Source organism: Rhodopseudomonas boonkerdii, from assembly GCF_021184025.1.
Taxonomy (GTDB): Bacteria; Pseudomonadota; Alphaproteobacteria; order Rhizobiales; family Xanthobacteraceae; genus Tardiphaga; species Tardiphaga boonkerdii.
The window spans coordinates 3,074,090-3,093,921 of the sequence record NZ_CP036537.1; the positions used below are offsets into that span (position 1 = coordinate 3,074,090).

19 protein-coding genes are annotated in these 19,832 nt (G+C 61.6%); 16 read left to right on the forward strand and 3 right to left on the reverse strand.

The genetic code is table 11. The features are described from left to right. Nucleotide 1 precedes the first annotated feature (1 nt). The 6 genes from E0H22_RS14110 (at nucleotide 2) to E0H22_RS14135 (ending at nucleotide 6,848) form a co-directional block, all read left to right on the forward strand. Entirely contained in the window at nucleotides 2-1,141 is a 1,140-nt protein-coding gene (locus tag E0H22_RS14110) for a mandelate racemase/muconate lactonizing enzyme family protein (RefSeq protein ID WP_233021639.1), read from the forward strand. Nucleotides 1,142-1,157: 16 nt separating this feature from the next. Continuing rightward, the gene (locus tag E0H22_RS14115; protein ID WP_233021640.1) at nucleotides 1,158-2,063 is read left to right on the forward strand and encodes a fumarylacetoacetate hydrolase family protein; all 906 of its coding nucleotides are present in this window, start codon (nucleotides 1,158-1,160) and stop codon (nucleotides 2,061-2,063) included. Beyond that, nucleotides 2,056-3,018, forward strand: coding sequence for a hydroxyacid dehydrogenase (locus E0H22_RS14120; protein ID WP_233021641.1), 963 nt, complete (start codon nucleotides 2,056-2,058; stop codon nucleotides 3,016-3,018). Before E0H22_RS14115 ends, E0H22_RS14120 begins: the two co-directional genes overlap by 8 nt. A gap of 7 nt (nucleotides 3,019-3,025) precedes the next feature. Then, a complete protein-coding gene (locus E0H22_RS14125; RefSeq protein WP_233021642.1) occupies nucleotides 3,026-4,165 on the forward strand; it encodes a mandelate racemase/muconate lactonizing enzyme family protein in 1,140 nt (379 codons plus the stop codon). Beyond that, the gene (locus tag E0H22_RS14130) at nucleotides 4,158-5,186 is read left to right on the forward strand and encodes a Bug family tripartite tricarboxylate transporter substrate binding protein (protein WP_233021643.1); all 1,029 of its coding nucleotides are present in this window, start codon (nucleotides 4,158-4,160) and stop codon (nucleotides 5,184-5,186) included. The genes E0H22_RS14125 and E0H22_RS14130 overlap by 8 nt, the downstream gene beginning before the upstream one ends. 198 nt (nucleotides 5,187-5,384) lie before the next feature. After that, nucleotides 5,385-6,848, forward strand: a complete 1,464-nt coding sequence (locus tag E0H22_RS14135) for an L-lactate permease (RefSeq protein WP_233021644.1) — start codon at nucleotides 5,385-5,387, stop codon at nucleotides 6,846-6,848. Between the two features lie 111 nt (nucleotides 6,849-6,959). On the opposite strand, the gene E0H22_RS14140 is transcribed toward E0H22_RS14135, so the two are convergent. Beyond that, on the reverse strand, nucleotides 6,960-7,319 hold the full coding sequence (locus E0H22_RS14140; protein ID WP_233021645.1) for a hypothetical protein: 360 nt from the start codon (nucleotides 7,317-7,319) through the stop codon (nucleotides 6,960-6,962). Nucleotides 7,320-7,627: 308 nt separating this feature from the next. After that, nucleotides 7,628-8,122 (reverse strand): MarR family winged helix-turn-helix transcriptional regulator, encoded by a 495-nt coding sequence (locus tag E0H22_RS14145; RefSeq protein WP_430715151.1) that lies wholly within the window; start codon nucleotides 8,120-8,122, stop codon nucleotides 7,628-7,630. A 152-nt stretch (nucleotides 8,123-8,274) separates the two neighbouring features. Between E0H22_RS14145 and E0H22_RS14150 the strand changes: the two genes are divergently transcribed. From E0H22_RS14150 to E0H22_RS14195, 10 genes are all read left to right on the forward strand, one after another. Then, nucleotides 8,275-9,552 (forward strand): amidohydrolase/deacetylase family metallohydrolase, encoded by a 1,278-nt coding sequence (locus tag E0H22_RS14150; protein WP_233021646.1) that lies wholly within the window; start codon nucleotides 8,275-8,277, stop codon nucleotides 9,550-9,552. Nucleotides 9,553-9,591: 39 nt separating this feature from the next. Further along, nucleotides 9,592-11,973 (forward strand): xanthine dehydrogenase family protein molybdopterin-binding subunit, encoded by a 2,382-nt coding sequence (locus E0H22_RS14155; protein WP_233021647.1) that lies wholly within the window; start codon nucleotides 9,592-9,594, stop codon nucleotides 11,971-11,973. Then, nucleotides 11,970-12,803: an FAD binding domain-containing protein gene (locus E0H22_RS14160; RefSeq protein ID WP_233021648.1), complete on the forward strand. Its 834-nt coding sequence runs from the start codon at nucleotides 11,970-11,972 to the stop codon at nucleotides 12,801-12,803. The genes E0H22_RS14155 and E0H22_RS14160 overlap by 4 nt, the downstream gene beginning before the upstream one ends. Next, a complete protein-coding gene (locus E0H22_RS14165; protein ID WP_233021649.1) occupies nucleotides 12,800-14,002 on the forward strand; it encodes a xanthine dehydrogenase family Fe-S subunit in 1,203 nt (400 codons plus the stop codon). The genes E0H22_RS14160 and E0H22_RS14165 overlap by 4 nt, the downstream gene beginning before the upstream one ends. Nucleotides 14,003-14,081: 79 nt before the next feature. Next, nucleotides 14,082-15,236 carry an ABC transporter substrate-binding protein gene (locus E0H22_RS14170; protein ID WP_233021650.1) on the forward strand — a complete coding sequence of 385 codons (1,155 nt, stop codon included), beginning with the start codon at nucleotides 14,082-14,084 and terminating at the stop codon, nucleotides 15,234-15,236. 147 nt (nucleotides 15,237-15,383) lie between these two features. Further along, the gene (locus E0H22_RS14175; RefSeq protein ID WP_233021651.1) at nucleotides 15,384-16,256 is read left to right on the forward strand and encodes a branched-chain amino acid ABC transporter permease; all 873 of its coding nucleotides are present in this window, start codon (nucleotides 15,384-15,386) and stop codon (nucleotides 16,254-16,256) included. Next, nucleotides 16,253-17,296: a branched-chain amino acid ABC transporter permease gene (locus tag E0H22_RS14180; protein WP_233021652.1), complete on the forward strand. Its 1,044-nt coding sequence runs from the start codon at nucleotides 16,253-16,255 to the stop codon at nucleotides 17,294-17,296. The genes E0H22_RS14175 and E0H22_RS14180 overlap by 4 nt, the downstream gene beginning before the upstream one ends. Beyond that, complete coding sequence (locus E0H22_RS14185; RefSeq protein WP_233021653.1) at nucleotides 17,296-18,096, forward strand: ABC transporter ATP-binding protein; 801 nt, start codon at nucleotides 17,296-17,298, stop codon at nucleotides 18,094-18,096. Before E0H22_RS14180 ends, E0H22_RS14185 begins: the two co-directional genes overlap by 1 nt. Further along, complete coding sequence (locus tag E0H22_RS14190) at nucleotides 18,089-18,793, forward strand: ABC transporter ATP-binding protein (protein WP_233021654.1); 705 nt, start codon at nucleotides 18,089-18,091, stop codon at nucleotides 18,791-18,793. The genes E0H22_RS14185 and E0H22_RS14190 overlap by 8 nt, the downstream gene beginning before the upstream one ends. Beyond that, entirely contained in the window at nucleotides 18,759-19,121 is a 363-nt protein-coding gene (locus tag E0H22_RS14195) for a Rieske (2Fe-2S) protein (RefSeq protein ID WP_233021655.1), read from the forward strand. Before E0H22_RS14190 ends, E0H22_RS14195 begins: the two co-directional genes overlap by 35 nt. Before the next feature lie 159 nt (nucleotides 19,122-19,280). On the opposite strand, the gene E0H22_RS14200 is transcribed toward E0H22_RS14195, so the two are convergent. Continuing rightward, nucleotides 19,281-19,766 carry a MarR family winged helix-turn-helix transcriptional regulator gene (locus E0H22_RS14200; RefSeq protein WP_233021656.1) on the reverse strand — a complete coding sequence of 162 codons (486 nt, stop codon included), beginning with the start codon at nucleotides 19,764-19,766 and terminating at the stop codon, nucleotides 19,281-19,283. Between the last annotated feature and the right edge of the window lie 66 nt (nucleotides 19,767-19,832).

Consider the following 19,832-nt stretch of genomic DNA (forward strand, 5'->3'; position numbering starts at 1 on the left):
ATTGAAAATCAAGAAGATCACCTGCCACGTTGTCGCCGCTCCCGTGCAGCGCCCGTTCACGTCGTCACGCGGTTGGCTCTACAAGACACGTGGCACCTGCCTCGTCGAAATCGAAACCGATGACGGCATCGTCGGCTGGGGCGAGTGCTACGGCCCCTCCGCTGTCGCAAAGTCCTTCATCGATACGCAACTCGCGCCCCGCGTCATCGGCCGCGACCCGTTCGATATCGAGGTGATCTGGGAGGACCTCTACAATCGCATCAAGGACTACGGCCCCAAGGGCATGTCGATCGCCGCCATCAGCGGCATCGACATCGCGCTGTGGGATATCATCGGTAAAGTCTGCAACAAGCCGGTGCACAAGCTGATCGGCGGCGCCTTCCGCACCGAAGTCGACTGCTACGCGACGGGACTCTATTTCACCGATATGGAGCGCCTGGTCGATGAAGCCGTGGAGGAAGCTGTCGGCTACAAGAAGGCCGGCTTCAAGGCGATCAAGATGAAGATCGGCCTCGGCTCCATCAAGCGCGACTATGAGCGCGTCAAGGCCGTGCGCGAGGCGATCGGCTCCGACATCAAGCTGATGGTCGATGCTAATCACTGCCTCACCGTGCCCGCCGCGATCAAGCTTGGCCGCAAGCTGGAAGAGCTGGACATCGAATGGTTCGAAGAGCCGATCTCGCCGGAGGATATCGACGGCTATATCGAAGTGACACGGTCGCTCGACATGGCGGTGGCCGGCGGCGAGAACGAATTCACCCGCTGGGGCTTTCGCGATGCCATCGTGCGCAAGGCGATGGACATCGTGCAGCCTGACGTCTGCGCGGCTGGCGGCATCACCGAATGCAAGAAGATCGCAGCGCTTGCCAGCACCCATGGCGTCGAATGCGTGCCGCATGCCTGGGGGTCGGTGGTTGGCCTTTCCGCCACCATCCATTTCCTCGCTTCGATCCCGAACCAGCCGCCGAGCCTGTTTCCGATGCCACCAATGCTCGAATTCGAACAGGAGGAAAACCCGTTCCGCGATCATCTCGCGGTCAAGCCGATCGAACAGGTGAATGGCGTCATCGCGGTGCCGACCGGAGCCGGCCTCGGCATCGAGGTCGATCGCTCCGTCATCGACAAATATCGCGTCGCGTGATGGCGGGATCGCAATCATGAAATTTGTGACTTTTGTCGAATCTGGCTCGACGCGGGCCGGCGTTCTGCAAGGCGACGGCACGAAGCCGAGCGATATAATTTTCGATCTGGCACATGCATCGATGCGGACATGCCTGAACGGCACCGCACCGCAGTTGCAGTCGTTTCTCGATGCCGGCCTCGGCAAGATCGTCAGCATCATCGCCGCGCATGGTCTGGCCGAAGCCGCGCAACTCACCCTCGACAAGGTGACGCTGCTGGCGCCGCTGCCAGCGCCGCCGCGCATCTTTGGCATCGCGCATAATTATCGCGATGCCGTCGCCGAACGCGGCATCGCGCCGCCGTCAGAGCCGGTGCTGTTTATGAAGGCGCCGAGGACGGTGATTGCGACGGGACGCATGATCGTGTTGCCAGCGGGAATCGGCGGCTGCACATATGAAGCGGAGCTTGCGGCCGTGATGGGCAAGCGCGCAGTGAATGTCTCGAAGGAACAAGCACTCGAATATGTCGCAGCTTACGGCTGCTTCAACGATGTCAGCGCCAGTGAAATGATCAAGGCCGACGGCAATTTCGTCCGCGGCAAGAATATTTCGACCTTCGGTCCGTTTGGCCCGTTCCTCGCTTCAGCGGACGAGATCGGCGATCCGCATGCGCTGAGCGTCACCCTGACCGTGGACGGCGAGGTGCTGCAGCGGGGATCGACCAAGGACATGATCTTCGACGTCCCCGAGCTGGTGTCGTGGCTTTCACACCGCGGTCCTCTCGAACCCGGCGACGTCATTGCCACGGGAACCCCCGCCGGCGTTGCCGCAATGCACAGACCGCCCGCATGGCTGAAGCCGGGATCAAGCGTGATCGCAGCCGTCGAAGGTCTGGGTGAGCTTGCAAATCCCATCACGGAAGGACCGGCCTTCGATGCCTGAACTGCCCACCATCCTCCTCACTAATTCAATGCATGCCGATGGCGAGGCGATCCTCAAGCCACATGCAAACTTGATCACCGCACCCGACACCAAACCGGAAACGTTGCGCGCATGGGCGAAAGAGGCTGATGGCATCATCGTGCGTGCAAAACTGCCGGACGACATCGTCGATCATGCACCGCGTCTGAAAGGCATGGTTCGCCATGGCGTCGGGCTCGATTTCATTCCGGTCGATACGGCCACGGCACGCGGCATCGCCGTCGCCAACCTGCCCGGCAGCAACACGTCGGCGGTCGCTGAATACATCATGTCAGCCCTCCTGCATCTGCGTCGCCCCATCCATGTGATGAACGCACTGTTGCGGGACAGGGGTTGGAGCGCTGCGCGCGCAACAACCGACAGTTTTACCGAGCTGAATGGCGCCACGCTCGGGATTCTCGGCGTTGGCACGATCGGTCGCCGTGTCGCGCAAATCGCCAAGCACGGGTTCTGCATGAAGGTGATCGGAACGTCACGTCGCAAGGGCGCGCTGCCCGCCGATGTCGAGGAAGTCTCGCTCGACCAGCTGTTCGCACGCAGCAACGCGCTGGTGATCTGCTGTTCGCTGACGAACGAGACACGAGGGCTCGTCAATGCGGCACGCATCGCACAGATGAAGCCCGACGCCGTGCTGATCAACGTCTCGCGCGGCGCCGTGGTGGAGAATGCGCCGCTGATCGCTGCACTCAAAACCGGCAAGCTCGGTGGTGCAGCGCTGGATGTATTCGACATCCAGCCCCTGCCCGCCGATGACGCGCTGTTCGATTGCCCGAACCTGCTGCTGACGCCGCATGCGGCGGCGCTCACCGCCAGCAGCAGCCGTGGCATGGCCGTCGGCGCCGCCGAAGAAATGCTTCGTATCCTGCGCGGCGAACAGCCGCGCAATCTCGTCAATCCCGGTCACAAGGCAGCATGAGGCTCCCATGAAGATTACTGCGATCAAAGCCGTTCCAATCTCCTACCGCGTGCCGCAGGGCCAGAATGTGCGTCTCGGCATCGGCCGCGCTGTCAAGCGCGACGCCGTGCTGGTGAAGGTCACGACCGACGAAGGCCTCACCGGATGGGGTGAAGCCCATCACGGCCGCTGCCCCGGCGCCATCGCCAAGCTGATCGACACAACGATTGCTGAATTGGTCACCGGCATGGACGCCATGAACGTCATCGGCGTCTGGCACCGCGTCTATCAGATGCAGCTGTCGAGCCACGGCATGGGCTATGCCGCCGCCATGGCACTGAGTGGCCTCGACCTCGCTTTGTGGGATATCCGCGCCAAGGCGGCAGGCTGGCCGCTCTACAAACTGCTGGGCGGTGCGTCGAAGCCGATCAAGGCCTATGCCGGCGGCATCTCGCTTGGCTGGCAGGCGCCGGAGTCGCTCGCAGAAGAAGCACAGGGTTATGTGGCTCAGGGCTATCGCGCGGTGAAACTGCGCGTCGGCGATAATCCGCGTGACGACGTGGCGCGCGCCACTGCGGTGCGTAAGGCTGTCGGCGACAGCATCGAGATCCTGGTCGATGCCAATACCGGCTATACGCTCGACGATGTCCGCCGGGTGATGCCGGCTTATGACGACCTGCAGATCGGCTGGCTCGAAGAGCCCTTCCCGGCTCTCGATTATCGCTCATATCAGGCCGCTGCCGCGATGGGCTCGACGCCACTTGCGGCTGGCGAGAACCATTTCACCCGCTACGAATTCAACCGCCTCATCGAGGATCGCGCCGTCAGTTTCGTGCAGCCCGACCTGTCGAAGACCGGTGGCGTCACCGAGTCAATGCGCATCGCCGGCATGACCCAGGCCTGGAAGCTGTCGTTCAATCCGCACACTTCGGCGACGGGCATCAACATGGCTGCGACCATCAATGTGCTCACTGCTGTCGAGGACCCCGGTTACTTCGAGGGGGACGTCGCCAAGCACAATCCGTTCCGCGATGAAGTTGGAGGTATTCCCTACAAGCTAGATGCCAATGGCTGCGTCGCGCCGTCGGAAATTCCCGGCCTCGGCGTCGAGATCGACGAAGCCTTCATCAACGCCCACCCGCTGATCGAAGGACCATGCTATGTCTGACACGCGTCAGGTGGAAGTCGTACTGCGCGCCCAGCGTTTCGTTCACTTCGCCTGTCGCGCGCTCGTCCTCCTGCTGGTCGGGACCGCCTGCGCACACGCGCAGGCCACCCCGCCGGCGAACGAAGTCTATCCCAGCAAGACGATCAAATATATCGTCCCCTATCCGCCCGGCGGCTTCAACGACACGCTCGGGCGAATTTTCTCGCAGAAACTTCAGGAGTCTCTGGGCGTCCCTGTGGTGGTCGAAAACCGGCCCGGCGGCGGGACCCTGATCGGCACCGAGGCCGTCGCCAAGGCAGCGCCCGACGGCTACACTTTGCTCGGCGTTGCCTTTCCGTTCGGCGCCAATCCCAGCATCTACAAGAACCTGCCCTATGACACGGTGAAGGATTTCACGCCGATCATCTTCGCCGGACAGACACCAAATCTCTTGGTGGTGAAGCCGTCGCTGCCCATCAATTCCGTCAAGGAGCTGATCGACTATACACGCCAGAACCCGGGCAAGGTGACCTACGGTTCAACGGGGATCGGCTCATCCAATCACCTGTCCATGGAGCTGTTCAAAAGTATGGCGGGTGTCGACATCGTCCACGTGCCCTACAAAGGCAGCGCGCCGATGGTGAACGACATGCTCGGCGGCCATATCGACGTCGCTTTCGACAATACTCCGAATGTGCTGCCACAGGTGAATGGCGGCAAGCTGCGCGCTCTCGGCGTCAGCAGCAGGGAACGCACCGCACTTGCGCCGGAGATCTCACCTGTCTCAGATGCCGGCGTCCCCGGTTATGAGGTCAATGTCTGGTTCGGCGTCGTCGGCCCGGCGGGAATGCCTGAGGACATCGTCCGGAAACTCAATACAAAAATGAATGCAATCCTCGAGCAGGAGGATGTCCGACGCCGCTTCCTCGATCAGGGTGTCGAGCCCGTTGGCGGAAGGCCCGCCGCCTTCTCGCAGCAGATCAAGACCGAGATCGACAAATGGGCGAAGGTCGTCAAGGACGCCGGAATCAAACCGGAATAGACCGTTAGATGATGTCATCCTTCAACAGCGAATGGCTGCTCTTCCGCTGGCGTCGCACAGCTTGACCTGAAGGCGCTGGCGCGGCGACCCGCGCCGGGGCATTGTGCCCCAGCAGGGATGGCGTTGCGATGCCATGGGCGCGTTGTGCCTTGTTCGTATGTCTTCAGTCCTCCTGAGCAAAGTTAGGGAGGCTGACAATTGCTGTACCTCGCCTGGTCATTGCCAGCGCTCGCGGTCATTGGCGCAATCGCCAGCGGATGGGCTGGAACGCTTCCCGCATCGTTGATCGGTCTCGCCACAGCATTTGCCGTGGCAATGACGACCGCGCCGCATCTATTCTCTCTCGTTGACGCCGCCACTGCCTTGTTGCGTGGCGCATGGATCGGCTGGATCGTCGTCCCCTATATTCTCGGTGGCCTGCTGTTCTGGCAGATGGCGATCAGGACCGGCAACGCAACGATGCCTGTCGAGGAGACGTTGCGGGATGACCGCGCACGACGACGCCTGTTGTTTACAGCCTGCTATCTCATCGGCCCGTTCGCGGAATCCGCCACGGGCTTCGGTATAGGCATCATGGGCACGATGGTGCTGATCCGCCGGCTCGGTCTCAAACCCATTGAATTACTTGCCTTCTCGCTGATCAGCCAGACCATGATCGTTTGGGGCGCCATGGGCAGCGGTGCGGTGGTCGGCGCCGCTTTCGCACGCATGGATCCGACCGCGCTCGCGCTGCGCACCAGCGGGATCTACATGATCTTCAATGTGCTCTGGCTGCCGATCTATTGGCGGATGGCCGATCGCGCCGGGATCGGTGCCGACTGGCGCGAACGTATCAGCGAAATGCTATGGCTCGTCGGCAGCCTGGGACTGGCCATCGTTGCAACCGCCTATCTCGGGCCGGAACCTGCGATGCTGGCGGCTTTCGGTCCGGCGATCGTGCTGCGCTACCTGATCGATGAACAGCCAGATCGCACCAAGCTCATCGTTGCAACACGGCGCATGCTGCCTTTCACGCTTCTCATCGGTTGGCTGGCAGCGACGCGGCTGTTGCCGCCGCTCAGTCAGAGCCTCCGAACCACATGGAGCATCGAGCCATTTGCCGGCGCCCCGATATGGGCACCGCTATTCCATGCCGGGACGTGGCTCCTCGTCGCGGCCATCCTGACTGGTGTTTTGCGCGGCCATCGGCGTGCCCTTTCAAGCGAGATCGGCGCGGCCTGGAAGACCGGTCGTCTCGCGGTCCTAACCATTGTCATCTTCTCGATGATGGCCGAGCTGCTGTCGAGCTCGGGGATCGCTGACGGGCTGGCGCGCGGTATGTTCAGCACATTTGGCGTCTGGTCGGTGACGGTGACGCCGATGATCTCAGCGATCTTCGGCGCACTTGCCAATAGCGGCAATGCCGCCAATGGACTATTCATGCCTTCCCAACTCAGCCTGGCGACCGAGGCAGGACTCGACATCGCCGCCGTCGTTGCGCTCCAGCATGCCGCAGCGCTGTCCCTCAACATGGTCTCGCCGGTGCGGATGTCGATCGTCTGCAATCTCGCCGGCACGCCCGGCCACGAGCGCGACGCCTATCGCGCGATGCTGCCCTTCATTGTGGTGATCATCGCGGTGCTGTTGTCGCTCTCGATCCTGATCGCGACCAGGATCATCTGATCAGTGGAAGTGGGTCGCGCCATTGATGTCGAAAATCGCGTACGATCTCTTCCGCCTTGGCGATGCGCTGGAGCGGATAGAGCGACACGCAAGCGGTAGCAGGCCGGCCCGTCAGCTGCCGCCGATCAGTCGCCACGACAGACGCCCGTCTCCATACGCCTCGATCAAGCGATTCACGGGATGCTGATCGGCTGCAACGCTTGCCTGAATGGCTCTGCGATGGGCCGCAGGACTTTTGCCCTCACGACTGCAGTTACAGAATTTGCACGCCATTGCCTTGGTCGCGCTGTCGATCGTGGCAACGTGCTGATTCAGATGCTTGCCAGCACCTGAAACGCCGACTTCGATACGAAGGCGGCGGCGCGCAGAATCCTTGGTCTCGCGATCAAGAACGAATGTGGGGCCATCGCAATAGAAGCAGGCCCCGCCCTGCTCGCGCCATAGCCCGTAGAGCTTGTCGTTACGATCCATAATCTGCTCGTTGATGCCGCGCGGTATCCGGTATTGCACTCCAGTTCATTCTCATCTTTATTCAGCAACTTCAATACGTTGGATCGTCAAACTGCCGAAATAAGCCAAGCTCCCCATCTTGCGGCTGATGGAGTTGAACTTGTTGCATCTCCAAGCAAATCAGGCCGTGCGGTTGCGGCACCAAACAGAAGTGTCTGCAAATACGTTCCGGCCGCATCGGCCTGATGCGCGAGCTCCGCCAAAGCGCTTGTGTGCACGAATTCGCGACAGCCGCGATCAATTTTTAATCATTCCAATCAACCTCGCCTTCAAATCGGTGCCTCGGAATCACGCGTCCGCTCGGCATGATCAGCCACGATGCGCTGCATCATCGCGAGAAAGAGGTCCTGTTCCGTTCGGCTGAGCGGAGTCAGCGTCTCGCGATGGGCGTCACGTGCCGCCCCCTCGATCTTGTTCAGCAACGACGCGCCCGCCGACGTCAACTTGCAAACGCGCGCACGCCGGTCATCATCGCTTATCGGCCGCTCGACCAGTTTGCGGGCTTCCAGGCGCTTCAGCGCGCCCGTGGTCGTGGTCCGATCCAAAGCAATATCAGCGGCTAAACTGGTCTGATCGGCAGTTCCTCGCGCCGCGAGCGCCGACAGCAAACTGTATTGCAGCGGCGTCATTTCGAAGTCGGCGCAGGCTTCCTGAAAGAGAGCCACGTGGATCTGATGCAGCCGCCGGATCAGATAGCCCGGCCGCTGTTCGAGTGGCCAGGGTTTGTGCGCCGCACCGCCGCGCGTCGTTTTCTTTGCAGACAACCGCATCTCCCGCGACCGGCCAGCGCCGGCAAAATTACGTTCAGTCAATAATGGCACGCCCCTTGCTTTAGTCAAATACGAAGCATGCTTCGTATTTTCCGGTGTGTGAGAAAGCCCGGGAGAAACAAGTGCAAGAATTCTGGAGACCGATCATGTCCGTTACTGCCTCTTACGACATCCTGCTGCGCGGTGGCCGGGTCATCGATCCGGCCGCCGGGATCGACGGCATGAAGGATGTCGCCATTCGGGGCGGCAAGATCGCCGCAGTGCAGTCCGACATTCTGCCCACCAGCGCACGAGAGGTCATCGATGTCACCGGCAAGCTGGTGCTGCCAGGCCTGATCGATACCCATGGTCACGTCTTTCAATATGTCTCTGGCCGCTTCGGCATGAATCCCGACATGGTCGGTGTGCAGTCGGGTGTTACAACGCTGATCGATCAGGGCGGTCCGTCCTGCATGACGCTGCCGGGCTTCCGACACTTCATCGCTGAACCCGCAAAATCCAGGGTTTACGCATTTCTCTCGGCCTATCTCGTTGGCGGGCTTGAAGGTCACTTCTATCCCAATCTCTATAGCCCCGATTGCGTCGATATCGATGCGACGGTGAAATCCGCCGTCGCCAATCGCGACCTCGTGCGCGGAATCAAGGCCCATGCCGAGATCGGCGGCTTCGCGCGCTGGGGCATCCGCGTGATCGAGATGGCGGCGGAAATCGGCAAGCGCGCCGAACTGCCGGTCTATGTGCATTTCGGCCAGTTGTGGGGCCTGCCGGAAAGCGGCACCAATGGTGAGGACGTCGATACGATCCTCGAGCGCGTGATCCCATTGCTCAAGGAAGGCGATGTGCTCGCGCACCCCTTCACACGACATCCCGGCGGCTTCGTCAACCGCGAGGGCGAGGTGCATCCGGTAATTCAGGCCGCCATCGATCGCGGCCTGAAGATCGATGTTGGCCACGGCAGTCATTTCTCCTATCGCCTCGCCAAGAAGGCGATCGCTGCCGGCATCGTGCCAAACACGCTCGGCGCCGACATCCACGGTTACAACACCGAAGTGCCCGCCCCCGCCGGGACGCCGGACGAGCACGAGGATGACGAGAACCATCCGTTCAAGGGGCAGGCCAAGTTCAGCCTCGTGCAGGCGATGAGCTCGATGATGGCGCTCGGCCTTACACTCGAACAGGTGGTTCCGATGGTGACCGCCAATCCAGCCAAGATGGTCGGCCTATCTGACAAGATCGGTTCACTGAAAGTTGGCATGGATGCCGACGTTTCGGTGATCTCGCAGATCCCCGGCAAGTTCATCCTGCGCGACAATGAAGACACCAAGACTGTCTCTGACGGCCTGCTGCAGCCAGCTTTCTGCATGCGCAGCGGCGTTCGCTACGACGCCACCGCCCCGATCCTGCCTCAGGCCGTCGCGGCCTGAGCTTTGCACATCGAACCGCAAGAGATCCGGAGTTTGTCGATGCGCAACGAGCGAGACATCGCGCCAGCCAGCCCTGCTTCCCCGCAAGGAGTAGGCGCGCGCGTGCCCCGCAAGGAGGATGATCGTCTGATGCGCGGCCGCGGACAGTTCGTCGGAGATATCCGCTTGGCCGGGCTACAGGACGTCGCCTTCGTGCGCAGCCCTCTCGCCCATGCCCGCATCAAGGGCATCCATGTTCCCGAACGCTATCGCGACGTGGTGTTCACCGCCGACGACCTGATCGGCGTCAAACCGATCCGGGCCGTAACATCGCTGACCGGCTTCAAGGTCTCCGACCAACCGATCCTTGCCACCGGAAAAGTGCGTCAGGTCGGCGAGCTGATCGCCATGTGCGTCGCGCCGACGCGTGCGGAGGCGGAAGACATTGCTGCCTCCGTCACGCTCGATCTCGAAGAACTCCCCGCTGTGTACGACATGCGCAAGGCGCTGGAGCCCGGCGCACCGCTGGTGCATGAGCATTGGGGCGACAATGTCTTTCTCGAAAGCTTCTTCGAGACCAATATCGATTCCGCTTTCGACGCCCCGATCAAGGTGACACGTGAAATCTCGACCGCACGGCAATGCATGTCGCCGCTGGAAGGTCGTGGTGTCGTCGCCACGTACGATCATCGCCTCGATCAGCTTACGCTCTACTCGGGCAGCCAGATGCCCCATATCGTGCGCAACGGCCTGTCCGACTGCCTTGAGATGGATCAAGGACAGATCCGTATCGTCTCGCCGGACGTGGGCGGCGGTTTCGGTCACAAGGGAATTCTGCTGCCGGAAGAAGTGTGCTTGTCCTGGCTGACCATGAAGCGCGGCTTCCCGGTGCGCTGGATCGAAGATCGCCGCGAGCACCTGACGGCCGCTGCAAATTGTCGCGAGCATTTCTACAAGATCACCGTCTATGCCGATCGTGACGGCACGCTGCGCGGTATCGATTGCGAGGCGCTGGTCGATTCCGGCGCCTACTCATCCTATCCATTCTCGGCCTGCCTCGAAGCCGCACAGGTCGTCAGCATCCTGCCCGGTCCCTACAAGATGCCGGCCTACCGTTGCCGCACCTATTCGGTGGCGACCAATAAGTGCCCCATCCTGCCCTATCGCGGCGTGGCACGTACCGGCGTCTGCTTCGCGCTCGAATTGATGCTCGATCTGGTTGCCGTGGAGGCTGGCCTTGAACCCGGCGATGTGCGCCTGCGCAACCTGCCTGGGCCCGAGCAGATGCCATTCGACAACATCACGAAGAAGCATTTCGACAGCGGCGACTATCCTGAAGCGATGCGACGCGCGCTTGCGCAGATCAATATCGAGGCTATCCGCGCGCGCCAACGCAAGGGCGAAGACGATGGACGCCTGATCGGCGTCGGCCTGTCGATCTACTGCGAACAAGCCGCGCATGGAACGTCCGTCTATTCCGGCTGGGGCATTCCCATGGTGCCCGGTCACGAACAGGCAACGGCGCGCATGACCCCGGATGGTGGTCTCGAATTGCGCGTCGGCGTGCATTCACATGGCCAGGGTATGGAAACCACCATGGCGCAGGTTGCCCATGAATTGCTCGGCATCGACCTTGCCAAGATTCGCCTCGTGCATGGCGACACCACTATGACTCCTTATTCGACAGGCACCTGGGGCTCGCGCGCGATGGTGATGGCCGGCGGCGCGGTTGCTACCGCCTGCCACGAACTCGCGGATCGTGCGAGGAAGATCGGCGCCAAGCTGCTGCAGGTGGACGAAGCCAGCGTTGTGCTGGCAGACGGCGAAATCCGCGGGCCGAACGGCAGCGTGTCGCTGCAGGAAATCGCTCACACTTGGTATCGCCGCCCGCAGGACCTGCCGGGCGATGTCGATCCCGCCGGGCTAGAAGCCACGTCCGGTTACAAGCCGAAGCGCGACACCGGCACATTCAGCTACGCTGCCCACGCCGTGACTGTCGCCGTAGACCCCGATCTCGGCGACGTCGAAATACTCGACTACGCCATCGTTGAAGACGGCGGCGTGCTGGTCAATCCGATGATCGTGGACGGCCAGATCTATGGCGGCCTTGCGCAGGGCATCGGTACGGCACTCTATGAGGAAATGCCGTTCGACCGCACCGGTCAGCCGCTCAATACCACCCTCGCCGATTATGTCCTGCCCGGTCCGACCGAAGTGCCGGAGCCCTGGCTCGATCACATGGAGACGCCGTCGCCTTATACCAAGTTCGGCGTCAAGGGGATCGGCGAAGGCGGCGCCATCGCGCCGCCAGCAGCAATCGGCAATGCGGTCAACGACGCGTTGCGCGGGCTCGGAGCTGAAATGCTGCATTCCCCGATCACGCCAAAGCGGATCGTCGAGGCCATTCTCGCAGCGCGGGATGCAGAAAGGTCGGCAGCATGAAACCGGCTCCGTTCACCTATGAGCGCCCCCGCGACATTGGCTCCGCCCTGTCTGTGATGACCGGGGCCGAGAGCAGCGTCAAAATCATCGCCGGCGGTCAGTCGCTCGGGCCGATGCTTAATCTGCGTCTCGTTGCCCCCGACACTATTCTCGACATTACCGGCATCGCCGAACTGAAGCGGGCCGACGTTGATGGCAACGAACTCATGCTCGGCGCCTGCGTCACGCACGCGGATATCGAGGACGGCCGCGTTCCGGACGTCACCCGCGGCGCCATGCAGCGCGTAGCCGCTAACATTGCCTACCGCGCCGTGCGCAATCGCGGCACGGTGGGTGGCTCGCTCAGCCATGCCGATCCATCCGCTGACTGGGTCTCGTCGCTCGCGGCGCTCGGCGCGTCGCTGTCCTTACGCAGCACGAGCGGCACGCGCCGCGTGGCGATGAAAGACTTCATCCTCGGTGCGCTGGAAAGCGTAATGGAATCCGGCGAAATGTTGGAAGCCGTGCACGTCCCCCTGATGCCATCCTCGGCCCGCTGGGGTTATGTCAAGAGCTGCCGCAAGACAGGCGAGTTTGCCCATGCCATCGGCGCGGTGCTGATCGATCCCGATGCCGGCAAGGCCCGCATCGTGATCGGCGCCGTCGAGGCTGCTCCTATCATTGTTGAACAGGCCGACGAATTGTTCGGTGGCACGATCGACGGCGGGTTCGCGTCGCGCTTCGACGCGCGCGTTGCGGACAAACTGCTCGCAGAGGCCGGCATGGCCGATTCTGCCGACCGGCATATCCATGTCGCTGTGCTCCGCAAAGCCGTCGCGGAGGCCGCATGAATACCGTCGAGCTCACCGTCAACAAGCGCGGCTTGCAACGCACCATCGAGCCTCGCACCAGTCTTGCCGACATGATGCGAGATACGCTCGATCTCACCGGTACGCATCTCGGCTGCGAGCATGGCGTCTGCGGTGCCTGCACCATCCTCGTGGATGGCGTACCGACGCGGTCCTGCATCACCTTTGCGGCCGCCTGCGACGGCGCTGACATCACCACAATCGAAGGCCTCGACGACGACGAGATCGCCACCGAATTGCGCGCCGCCTTCACCCGTGAACATGCCCTGCAGTGCGGTTACTGCACGCCAGGGATGCTGGTATCGGCACGCGATCTGGTGCTGCGCCTGCCTGAGCCGGACGAGAAGGCAATCCGCATCGGCATGAGCGGAAATCTGTGCCGCTGCACTGGTTATGTGGGTATCGTTCGTGCCGTGAAATCGGTGATCGAAGCTCGGCGTGCCCGCGACATCGCGTCAGAACCGAACGCCGGGCGGACGGTGCTTGGCCCGGCAGGTTCAGGCCACAAAGCTTGCACCGTTTCGCAGCAGCTTGCCTCGACGAGGCCAGCCACGACCGAGACTATGCCCGCGATCGTGCCGCTTGCCATTCCTGACTTCACGCCATCGACGGTGATGAAACAGAGTTTCACTGTCGCCCATCCCCCCGCAAAGGTGTTCGCACTGTTCGACGACATCACCACAGTCGCATCCTGCCTACCTGGTGCGACACTCACCGGTACGCCGCGTCCCGAGCGCGTCGAGGGCGCCATCAAGGTCAAGATCGGCCCCATCTCAGCGAACTTCAACGGCGCTGCGCGCGTAGAGCGCGATGACGCCAATCTTGCCGGTCGCATTATCGGCATCGGCAATGATCAGCGCAGCCGCTCTACGACCCAGGGCGAGATTCGTTACCGGCTCCTGCCGGAGAACGATGGCGCCGCCACACGTGTCGAACTCGCCATCGGTTACAGCCTCACCGGCATGCTGGCTCAGGTCGGCCGCAGCGGCCTCGTGCGCGATCTCGCGGCACGGCTGGTTGGTGAATTCGCCGCCAATCTCGATCGCCGCCTGTCCGGCGACACCATCACTGCGACTGCGTCCGCTGCGGGGCTGAACGGGAGCTCACTCGTCCTCGGTCTTCTGCGTGATCGCGCGGCACGATTACTGCAACGGTTCACCGGACGCGGAGACGCGGCATGAGGAATCCATGCTCGTGCTCCGCGCGCACCGGCGACGTCTGCACGGTTCAAGTTTCATCGGCGTATTACTGGAGGACCATATGATACGGACATTCAAGGCTGCCACCGCGACCGCCTTCGCGCTCGCTCTGCTCGGTAGCACGGCCTATGCACAGACAATCAAGATCGGCGTCAACGAACCTCTGACCGGCGCCTTTGCGGCGTCCGGCACCTATGTCGTCAACGGCGCCAAGATCGCCGTTGACGAAATCAACGCCAAGGGCGGCGTGCTCGGCAAGAAGATCGAACTCGTGATCGAAGACAACAAGAGCAATCCGACGGAGGCCGCTGCCGTCGCCGAGAAGCTTATCACCCGCGACAAAACGCCGGTGCTGCTGGGCGCCTGGGGCTCCAGCCTGACGCTGGCGGTGATGCCGAAACTCGTCGAATACGAAACTCCCATGGTGGTCGAGACATCGTCGGCGAGCAAGATCACCACCTCCGGCAACCCCTATGTGTTCCGCATTTCACCGCCGTCTTTCGTCGAAGCGGCTGCGTTCAAGGGAATCGTCGACAAGCTCGCGCTGAAGAAGGTTGATTTCCTCGTCATCAACAATGACTGGGGCCGCGGCACCGCCGAGGATTTCAGCAAGATGATGAAAGAAAAGGGCATCACCATCGGTCTCACCGAGACCATGGACCAGTCGGCCCAGGACATGAGTGCCCAACTCGCCAAGATCAAGGCGACGGATTCCGAGACAGTGATCATCACGGCCGCTGTGGATCAACTGACACTGATCTTCAAACAGGCCGCAGCTCTAGGTCTGAAGAAGCGTATCATCACGACCGGCGGCTCGCAGAATCCGGACCAGATTATTGCCCAAGCCGGAGCAGCCGCGAACAACACCATGCACTTGACGACATTCCTGCCGTGGATGCCGGAAAAGACTCCAAACCCGGAAGCCACAACCTATTTCATCACCGAGTGGAAGAAGCGCGGTTACGATTTCGCGGGGTGTACCGAGAGCTTCCGCGGCTATGACGGCATCCGCACCATCGCGGCTGCCATCGAGAAGGCCGGCAAGGCCGAGCCGGCGGCGATCAAGGACGCACTCTGGAAGATCGACGTCAAGGGACTGAACGGCGACATCATCTTCAGGAAGTCGGGGCCTGCCGGTTCGGAAAGCGGCCAGAGCTTCCCGAATGTCTATCTGGTCGAAATTGTCGACGGCAAGATCGTGATGAAGGATCTGTAAGCCAAGCAACGCGTCGTTCCGGGGCGCGCATTTTCGCGCGCCTCAGAACCTCGGCATGAGAAGCATCACTGCAAGATTCCGGGTCTTCGCCCTTAACGGCTATGCCGTCTACGGCGAGTCCCGGAATGACAGAGGAAGAAACACACCGTGGACCAGCTCCTCCAACACGTCGTCAACATGCTCGTGCTCGGCGGTACCTATGCTTTGCTCGGCATCGGCCTGACGCTGATCTTCGGCATCATGAATGTCGTGAATTTCACCCACGGCATTCTCTATACGTTCGGCGCCTATATGATGTTCATCGTCGTGCATCAGCTCGGCCTGAATTTCTTTCTCGCGCTGCCGGTTGCGATCGTCGCAGGCTGGCTGCTCGGCGCCGCCATCGAAATCACGTTGCTGCGCCCTCTCCGCGGCGCCGATATCGACACCACCATGCTGGTGATGATCGGCGCCTGGATTGCCATGCAGTCCGGCGCGCTATGGATCTGGGGCGGCGTTGCCAAGTCCATCGACAACCCCTTCCCTGAAGCGCCACTGGTAATCGGATCTGTCTCGGTCTCGTGGCTGCGTCTGTTCGTGCTTTTCGCTGCAGCGCTGCTCATCGTGATCGCCTATTCGCTGATCAACCTCACCAAGCTCGGCAAAGCGATGCGGGCAACCTTTCAGGATTCCGACACTGCAGCTCTGATGGGCGTCAATGTCGGTTGGATCTACACCTCGACCTTTGCCATCGGCTCCAGCCTCGCCGCCGCGGCTGGCGCCCTGCTCGGCCCCGTCTATGTCGTGTTTCCGCAAATGGGCGACCTCGCTGCTGTGAAAGCCTTCGCCATCGTTATTCTCGGCGGTCTCGGCAATATCACCGGAGCCGTGATCGGCGGCTTCATTCTTGCGCTGGCCGAAGAGCTCGGCGCCGGTTACGTGTCGTCCGGCTATCGCGACGCCATGGGATTTCTCATTATCATCGCCGTGCTGGTCTTTAAGCCCACCGGCCTGTTTGCTCGTGCGGAGCGCGTCGGATGAATCGTATCGTCTCTCTCTCCACGCTCGCCTTCTTCGCCTCGGTGCCGCTGTGGCTGAAGGATCCGTATCTGCTCAATGCGCTGATCACGACAGGCATCTTCATCATCGGTGCGATGAGCATGAATCTGCTGCTCGGCTTCACCGGGCAGCTCAGCCTCGGCCACATCGCGTTCTTCGGCATCGGCGCCTATGTCAGCGCCCTGACGTCGCTGGGCTTCGATGTCGAGTTGATCGGCGGTTTTCGCGTCGTGCATGAGCCGTGGCCACCGATCGCCGGATTCGCACTTGCCATCGTGATCTCCGGCCTGTGCGGCTATCTGGTCGGACGCTTGTCTTTCAGCGTGCGCGGCGCGTACTTCGTTATCGTCACGATTTCGTTCGCGGAAGTGGTACGACTGGTCGCGCTGAACTGGGTCGAGTTAACCCAGGGACCTCTGGCACTGACCAACATTCCCTCCATCGCCATCGGCTTGCCCGGCCTCGGCTACGTCACCCTGAAGACCAAGCTGCAGAACTACTATCTGGTTCTGACGGTCGCCGCAGTGTCGTACTTCCTCATCTCGCGTCTTGTGCATTCGCATTACGGCCGTGCTATGCGTGGATTGATGGAGAACGAGACGCTGGCGGTGTCCGTCGGCATCGACGTCACCAAGGCGCTGACGCTCACCGCTGTTATCTCAGCCGCGATCGCCGGCGCCGCAGGCAGTCTCTATGCGCATTATATCCGCATTATCGACCCCGAGGTCTTCGCTTTCATCTCCACTGTCACGATGGTGATCATGGTGGTGTCCGGCGGCAAGGGATCGCTGGCAGGCCCTGTGATCGGTGGCGTAATCTTCGGCCTGTTACCGGTGTTCCTGCGGCCAATCATGGCACCAGAGGCACAGTGGATCACCTATGGTCTCGTGCTGATCGCAATCCTCTTCGTCTTGCCGCGTGGCATCGTTCCGTCTCTGGCACCAAAGCTGGGCTTTGGCCGGCAGCCGCCGCGGCCCAAATCCATCGTTGTGAGCGAACGCACCGCAGAGGAAAGCGTGTGATGACCGATACCGTTCTCAGCATCGAACATGTCGGCGTGCAATTCGGCGGCCTTGTTGCGATCTCGGACATGAACTTTCATGTCGGCAAGGGTGAGATCGTCAGCCTGATCGGGCCCAACGGCGCCGGCAAGACGACGGCCTTCAACGTCATGACTGGTTTTCTCACGCCCACGAAAGGCGCAGTAAAATATTGCGGGCGCGATTTGCGCGGGATGAAACCGCACGAGATCGCCAATCTCGGCCTCGCCCGCACATTCCAGCGCACCAGCGTATTTCCGAACGACACCGTGTTCGACAATGTGCTGATCGGCCTGCATCGTCAGGGCAAGCTCGGTTTGTTCGAAGCAATCTTGCGGTTACCACGCGCCCGCGCGTCGGAAAGGGCCATGCGGGAGCGTGCCGCCGAGCTGGTCCGCTGGGTCGGGCTAGAGAACCGCACCCATGATCTGGCCGGGTCGCTTTCCTATGGCGAACAGCGCTTGGTCGGGGTTGCACTGGCGCTCGCCGCCCAGCCCGACATGCTGCTTCTCGACGAACCGGTGTCCGGCATGAATGCGTCGGAGACGCATACTTTCGTGCAGCTCATCCGCAATATCCGGGATCGGGGCGTCACCATCCTGTTGGTCGAGCACGACATGCCTATGGTGATGAGCGTGTCCGATCGCATCGTGGTGCTCAACTACGGTCGCATCATCGCCGAAGGGCCGCCCGACGAGATCCGCAAGAACCCGGCGGTAATCGAGGCCTATCTCGGCCAGAGCGCCAGGGATGTGGTGAAGGAGGTCACCATCGATGCTTGAGATCCGCGACATGATCTGCACTTACGGGCAGATTTCTGCCCTCAAGGGCATCTCGCTGTCGGTGAAGTCCGGTCAGCTGGTGGCGCTGATCGGCGCCAACGGTGCCGGCAAGAGCACGACATTGCGCGCCATTTCCGGCCTCGTGCCGTCTCGCTCCGGCCAGATGATCTTCGATGGCGAGGACATAACAGGCATCGGCGCGCAGCGCGTGCTCACCAAGGGTATCGCGCATTGCCCAGAAGGCCGCCGCGTCTTCCCGCATATGACCGTTGCCGAGAATCTCGACATGGGCGCCTATCTGCGCAAGGACACAGGCGAAGTCGCCGCCGACCGCGAACGCATCTACACCGAATTTCCCCGCCTCGCCGAACGCCGCAAACAGGCGGCCGGCACCCTCTCCGGCGGTGAACAGCAGATGCTGGCGATCGGCCGTGCACTCATGTCGCGCCCGCGTCTCGTGATGTTCGACGAACCTTCGCTTGGCCTCGCGCCGAACATCGTCGAGCGCACCTTCTCCATCATTCGTTCGATCCGCGACAGCGGCACCACTGTGCTTCTGGTCGAACAGAACGCCTTCGCCGCGCTTGAAATGTGCGACTACGCCTATCTGCTGGAATCCGGCCGTGTCGTTCTTGCCGGCGGCGGTGCCGAGCTGATCGCCAATGAACATGTGCGCCGCGCCTATCTCGGCGGATGACCGGGAGCGCTGGGTCGCAGTCTGTACCCGGGACAGGCTTGCGGTTCAGGAGATCGTCTGCGCCACGATTGCAGGCGTCGGCATCCTTATCATTCGCGATGGCGAAAGGATCATCGCCTGCGAACGCACCTGCCCGCACGAACAGGCAGATCTCGCCCGTGGTCATGTTGCCGATGGGCGGTTACATTGCCCGCATCATCGCGCCTCGTTCAGTCTGGCGACGGGCCAGGTGTCGGCGGGCTGGTCAAGCCGTCCGCTGCGCCGTTTTCCAGTGCGGTTCGATGAAACTCAGGTGTGGATTGACACAGAGGGCTGGGAACAACGCTGACAATGCGTGTTCTCGTCGGTACAGCCGGGACTGGTCGGAACATCAATAAGTACAAATCACGGATGCTGCCTGGCACGTGCCGGACACCGTTAGTTGAAAGACTGCATCGCAGCCTATAGCCAATCGCCGTTCAACCGACGGCCCAAAGGGCGATTGCTTCTAACGTTCCTTCTTTCCCGACCAGGCCAGCAATTGTGCGGTCATCTCGTCCTGAATGGCGATGGCTTCGTGCAGCACTTCGGCCACGACCTTCAATTCCTTGGCACCGTGCTTGTCGAAGGCAGCAGCGCCCGCCCGAGCTAATGGCAGATAGACCTCATTTATCAGCGCCTCGGTCGCCGCGTCCGCCTCCACCAGCACCTTGCGCCGGTCGACCGGGTCGGCACGACGGCGGACATAATTGCGCGCTTCCAGCCGATCGACCAAGGCCGTCACCGCCGCGGGGGTGAGCCGGGTGGCCCGGGCAATGGCGCTCGCCGTCTGCGGACCGCTGGTAAGGAAGCTCAAGCAAAGCCGCTCGGCCGGGCCCAGCTGGAAAATCTCGCCCACCGTTTCGTCATGGCGCTGGGTGGCTTCCTGCCAACGCACGATCAGCCGGCCGAGCCTTTCGATAAGTTCTGCCTTGCCGGCATTTGATTTGACCATCTAACTATCTTATTGTCTAATATTTAAGTTTTCGCATTATGCGGCGACCATGGTCGATGAGGCAAG

What these genes read in the sequence shown, in the direction of transcription:
- E0H22_RS14115 (WP_233021640.1), top strand. Translation starts at nt 1,158, where the DNA reads ATGAAATTTGTGACTTTTGTCGAATCTGGCTCGACGCGGGCCGGCGTT.
- E0H22_RS14120 (WP_233021641.1), top strand. Translation starts at nt 2,056, where the DNA reads ATGCCTGAACTGCCCACCATCCTCCTCACTAATTCAATGCATGCCGAT.
- E0H22_RS14125 (WP_233021642.1), top strand. Translation starts at nt 3,026, where the DNA reads ATGAAGATTACTGCGATCAAAGCCGTTCCAATCTCCTACCGCGTGCCG.
- E0H22_RS14130 (WP_233021643.1), top strand. Translation starts at nt 4,158, where the DNA reads ATGTCTGACACGCGTCAGGTGGAAGTCGTACTGCGCGCCCAGCGTTTC.
- E0H22_RS14140 (WP_233021645.1), bottom strand. Translation starts at nt 7,319, where the DNA reads ATGGATCGTAACGACAAGCTCTACGGGCTATGGCGCGAGCAGGGCGGG.
- E0H22_RS14150 (WP_233021646.1), top strand. Translation starts at nt 8,275, where the DNA reads ATGTCCGTTACTGCCTCTTACGACATCCTGCTGCGCGGTGGCCGGGTC.
- E0H22_RS14155 (WP_233021647.1), top strand. Translation starts at nt 9,592, where the DNA reads ATGCGCAACGAGCGAGACATCGCGCCAGCCAGCCCTGCTTCCCCGCAA.
- E0H22_RS14160 (WP_233021648.1), top strand. Translation starts at nt 11,970, where the DNA reads ATGAAACCGGCTCCGTTCACCTATGAGCGCCCCCGCGACATTGGCTCC.
- E0H22_RS14165 (WP_233021649.1), top strand. Translation starts at nt 12,800, where the DNA reads ATGAATACCGTCGAGCTCACCGTCAACAAGCGCGGCTTGCAACGCACC.
- E0H22_RS14170 (WP_233021650.1), top strand. Translation starts at nt 14,082, where the DNA reads ATGATACGGACATTCAAGGCTGCCACCGCGACCGCCTTCGCGCTCGCT.
- E0H22_RS14180 (WP_233021652.1), top strand. Translation starts at nt 16,253, where the DNA reads ATGAATCGTATCGTCTCTCTCTCCACGCTCGCCTTCTTCGCCTCGGTG.
- E0H22_RS14185 (WP_233021653.1), top strand. Translation starts at nt 17,296, where the DNA reads ATGACCGATACCGTTCTCAGCATCGAACATGTCGGCGTGCAATTCGGC.
- E0H22_RS14190 (WP_233021654.1), top strand. Translation starts at nt 18,089, where the DNA reads ATGCTTGAGATCCGCGACATGATCTGCACTTACGGGCAGATTTCTGCC.
- E0H22_RS14195 (WP_233021655.1), top strand. Translation starts at nt 18,759, where the DNA reads ATGAACATGTGCGCCGCGCCTATCTCGGCGGATGACCGGGAGCGCTGG.
- E0H22_RS14200 (WP_233021656.1), bottom strand. Translation starts at nt 19,766, where the DNA reads ATGGTCAAATCAAATGCCGGCAAGGCAGAACTTATCGAAAGGCTCGGC.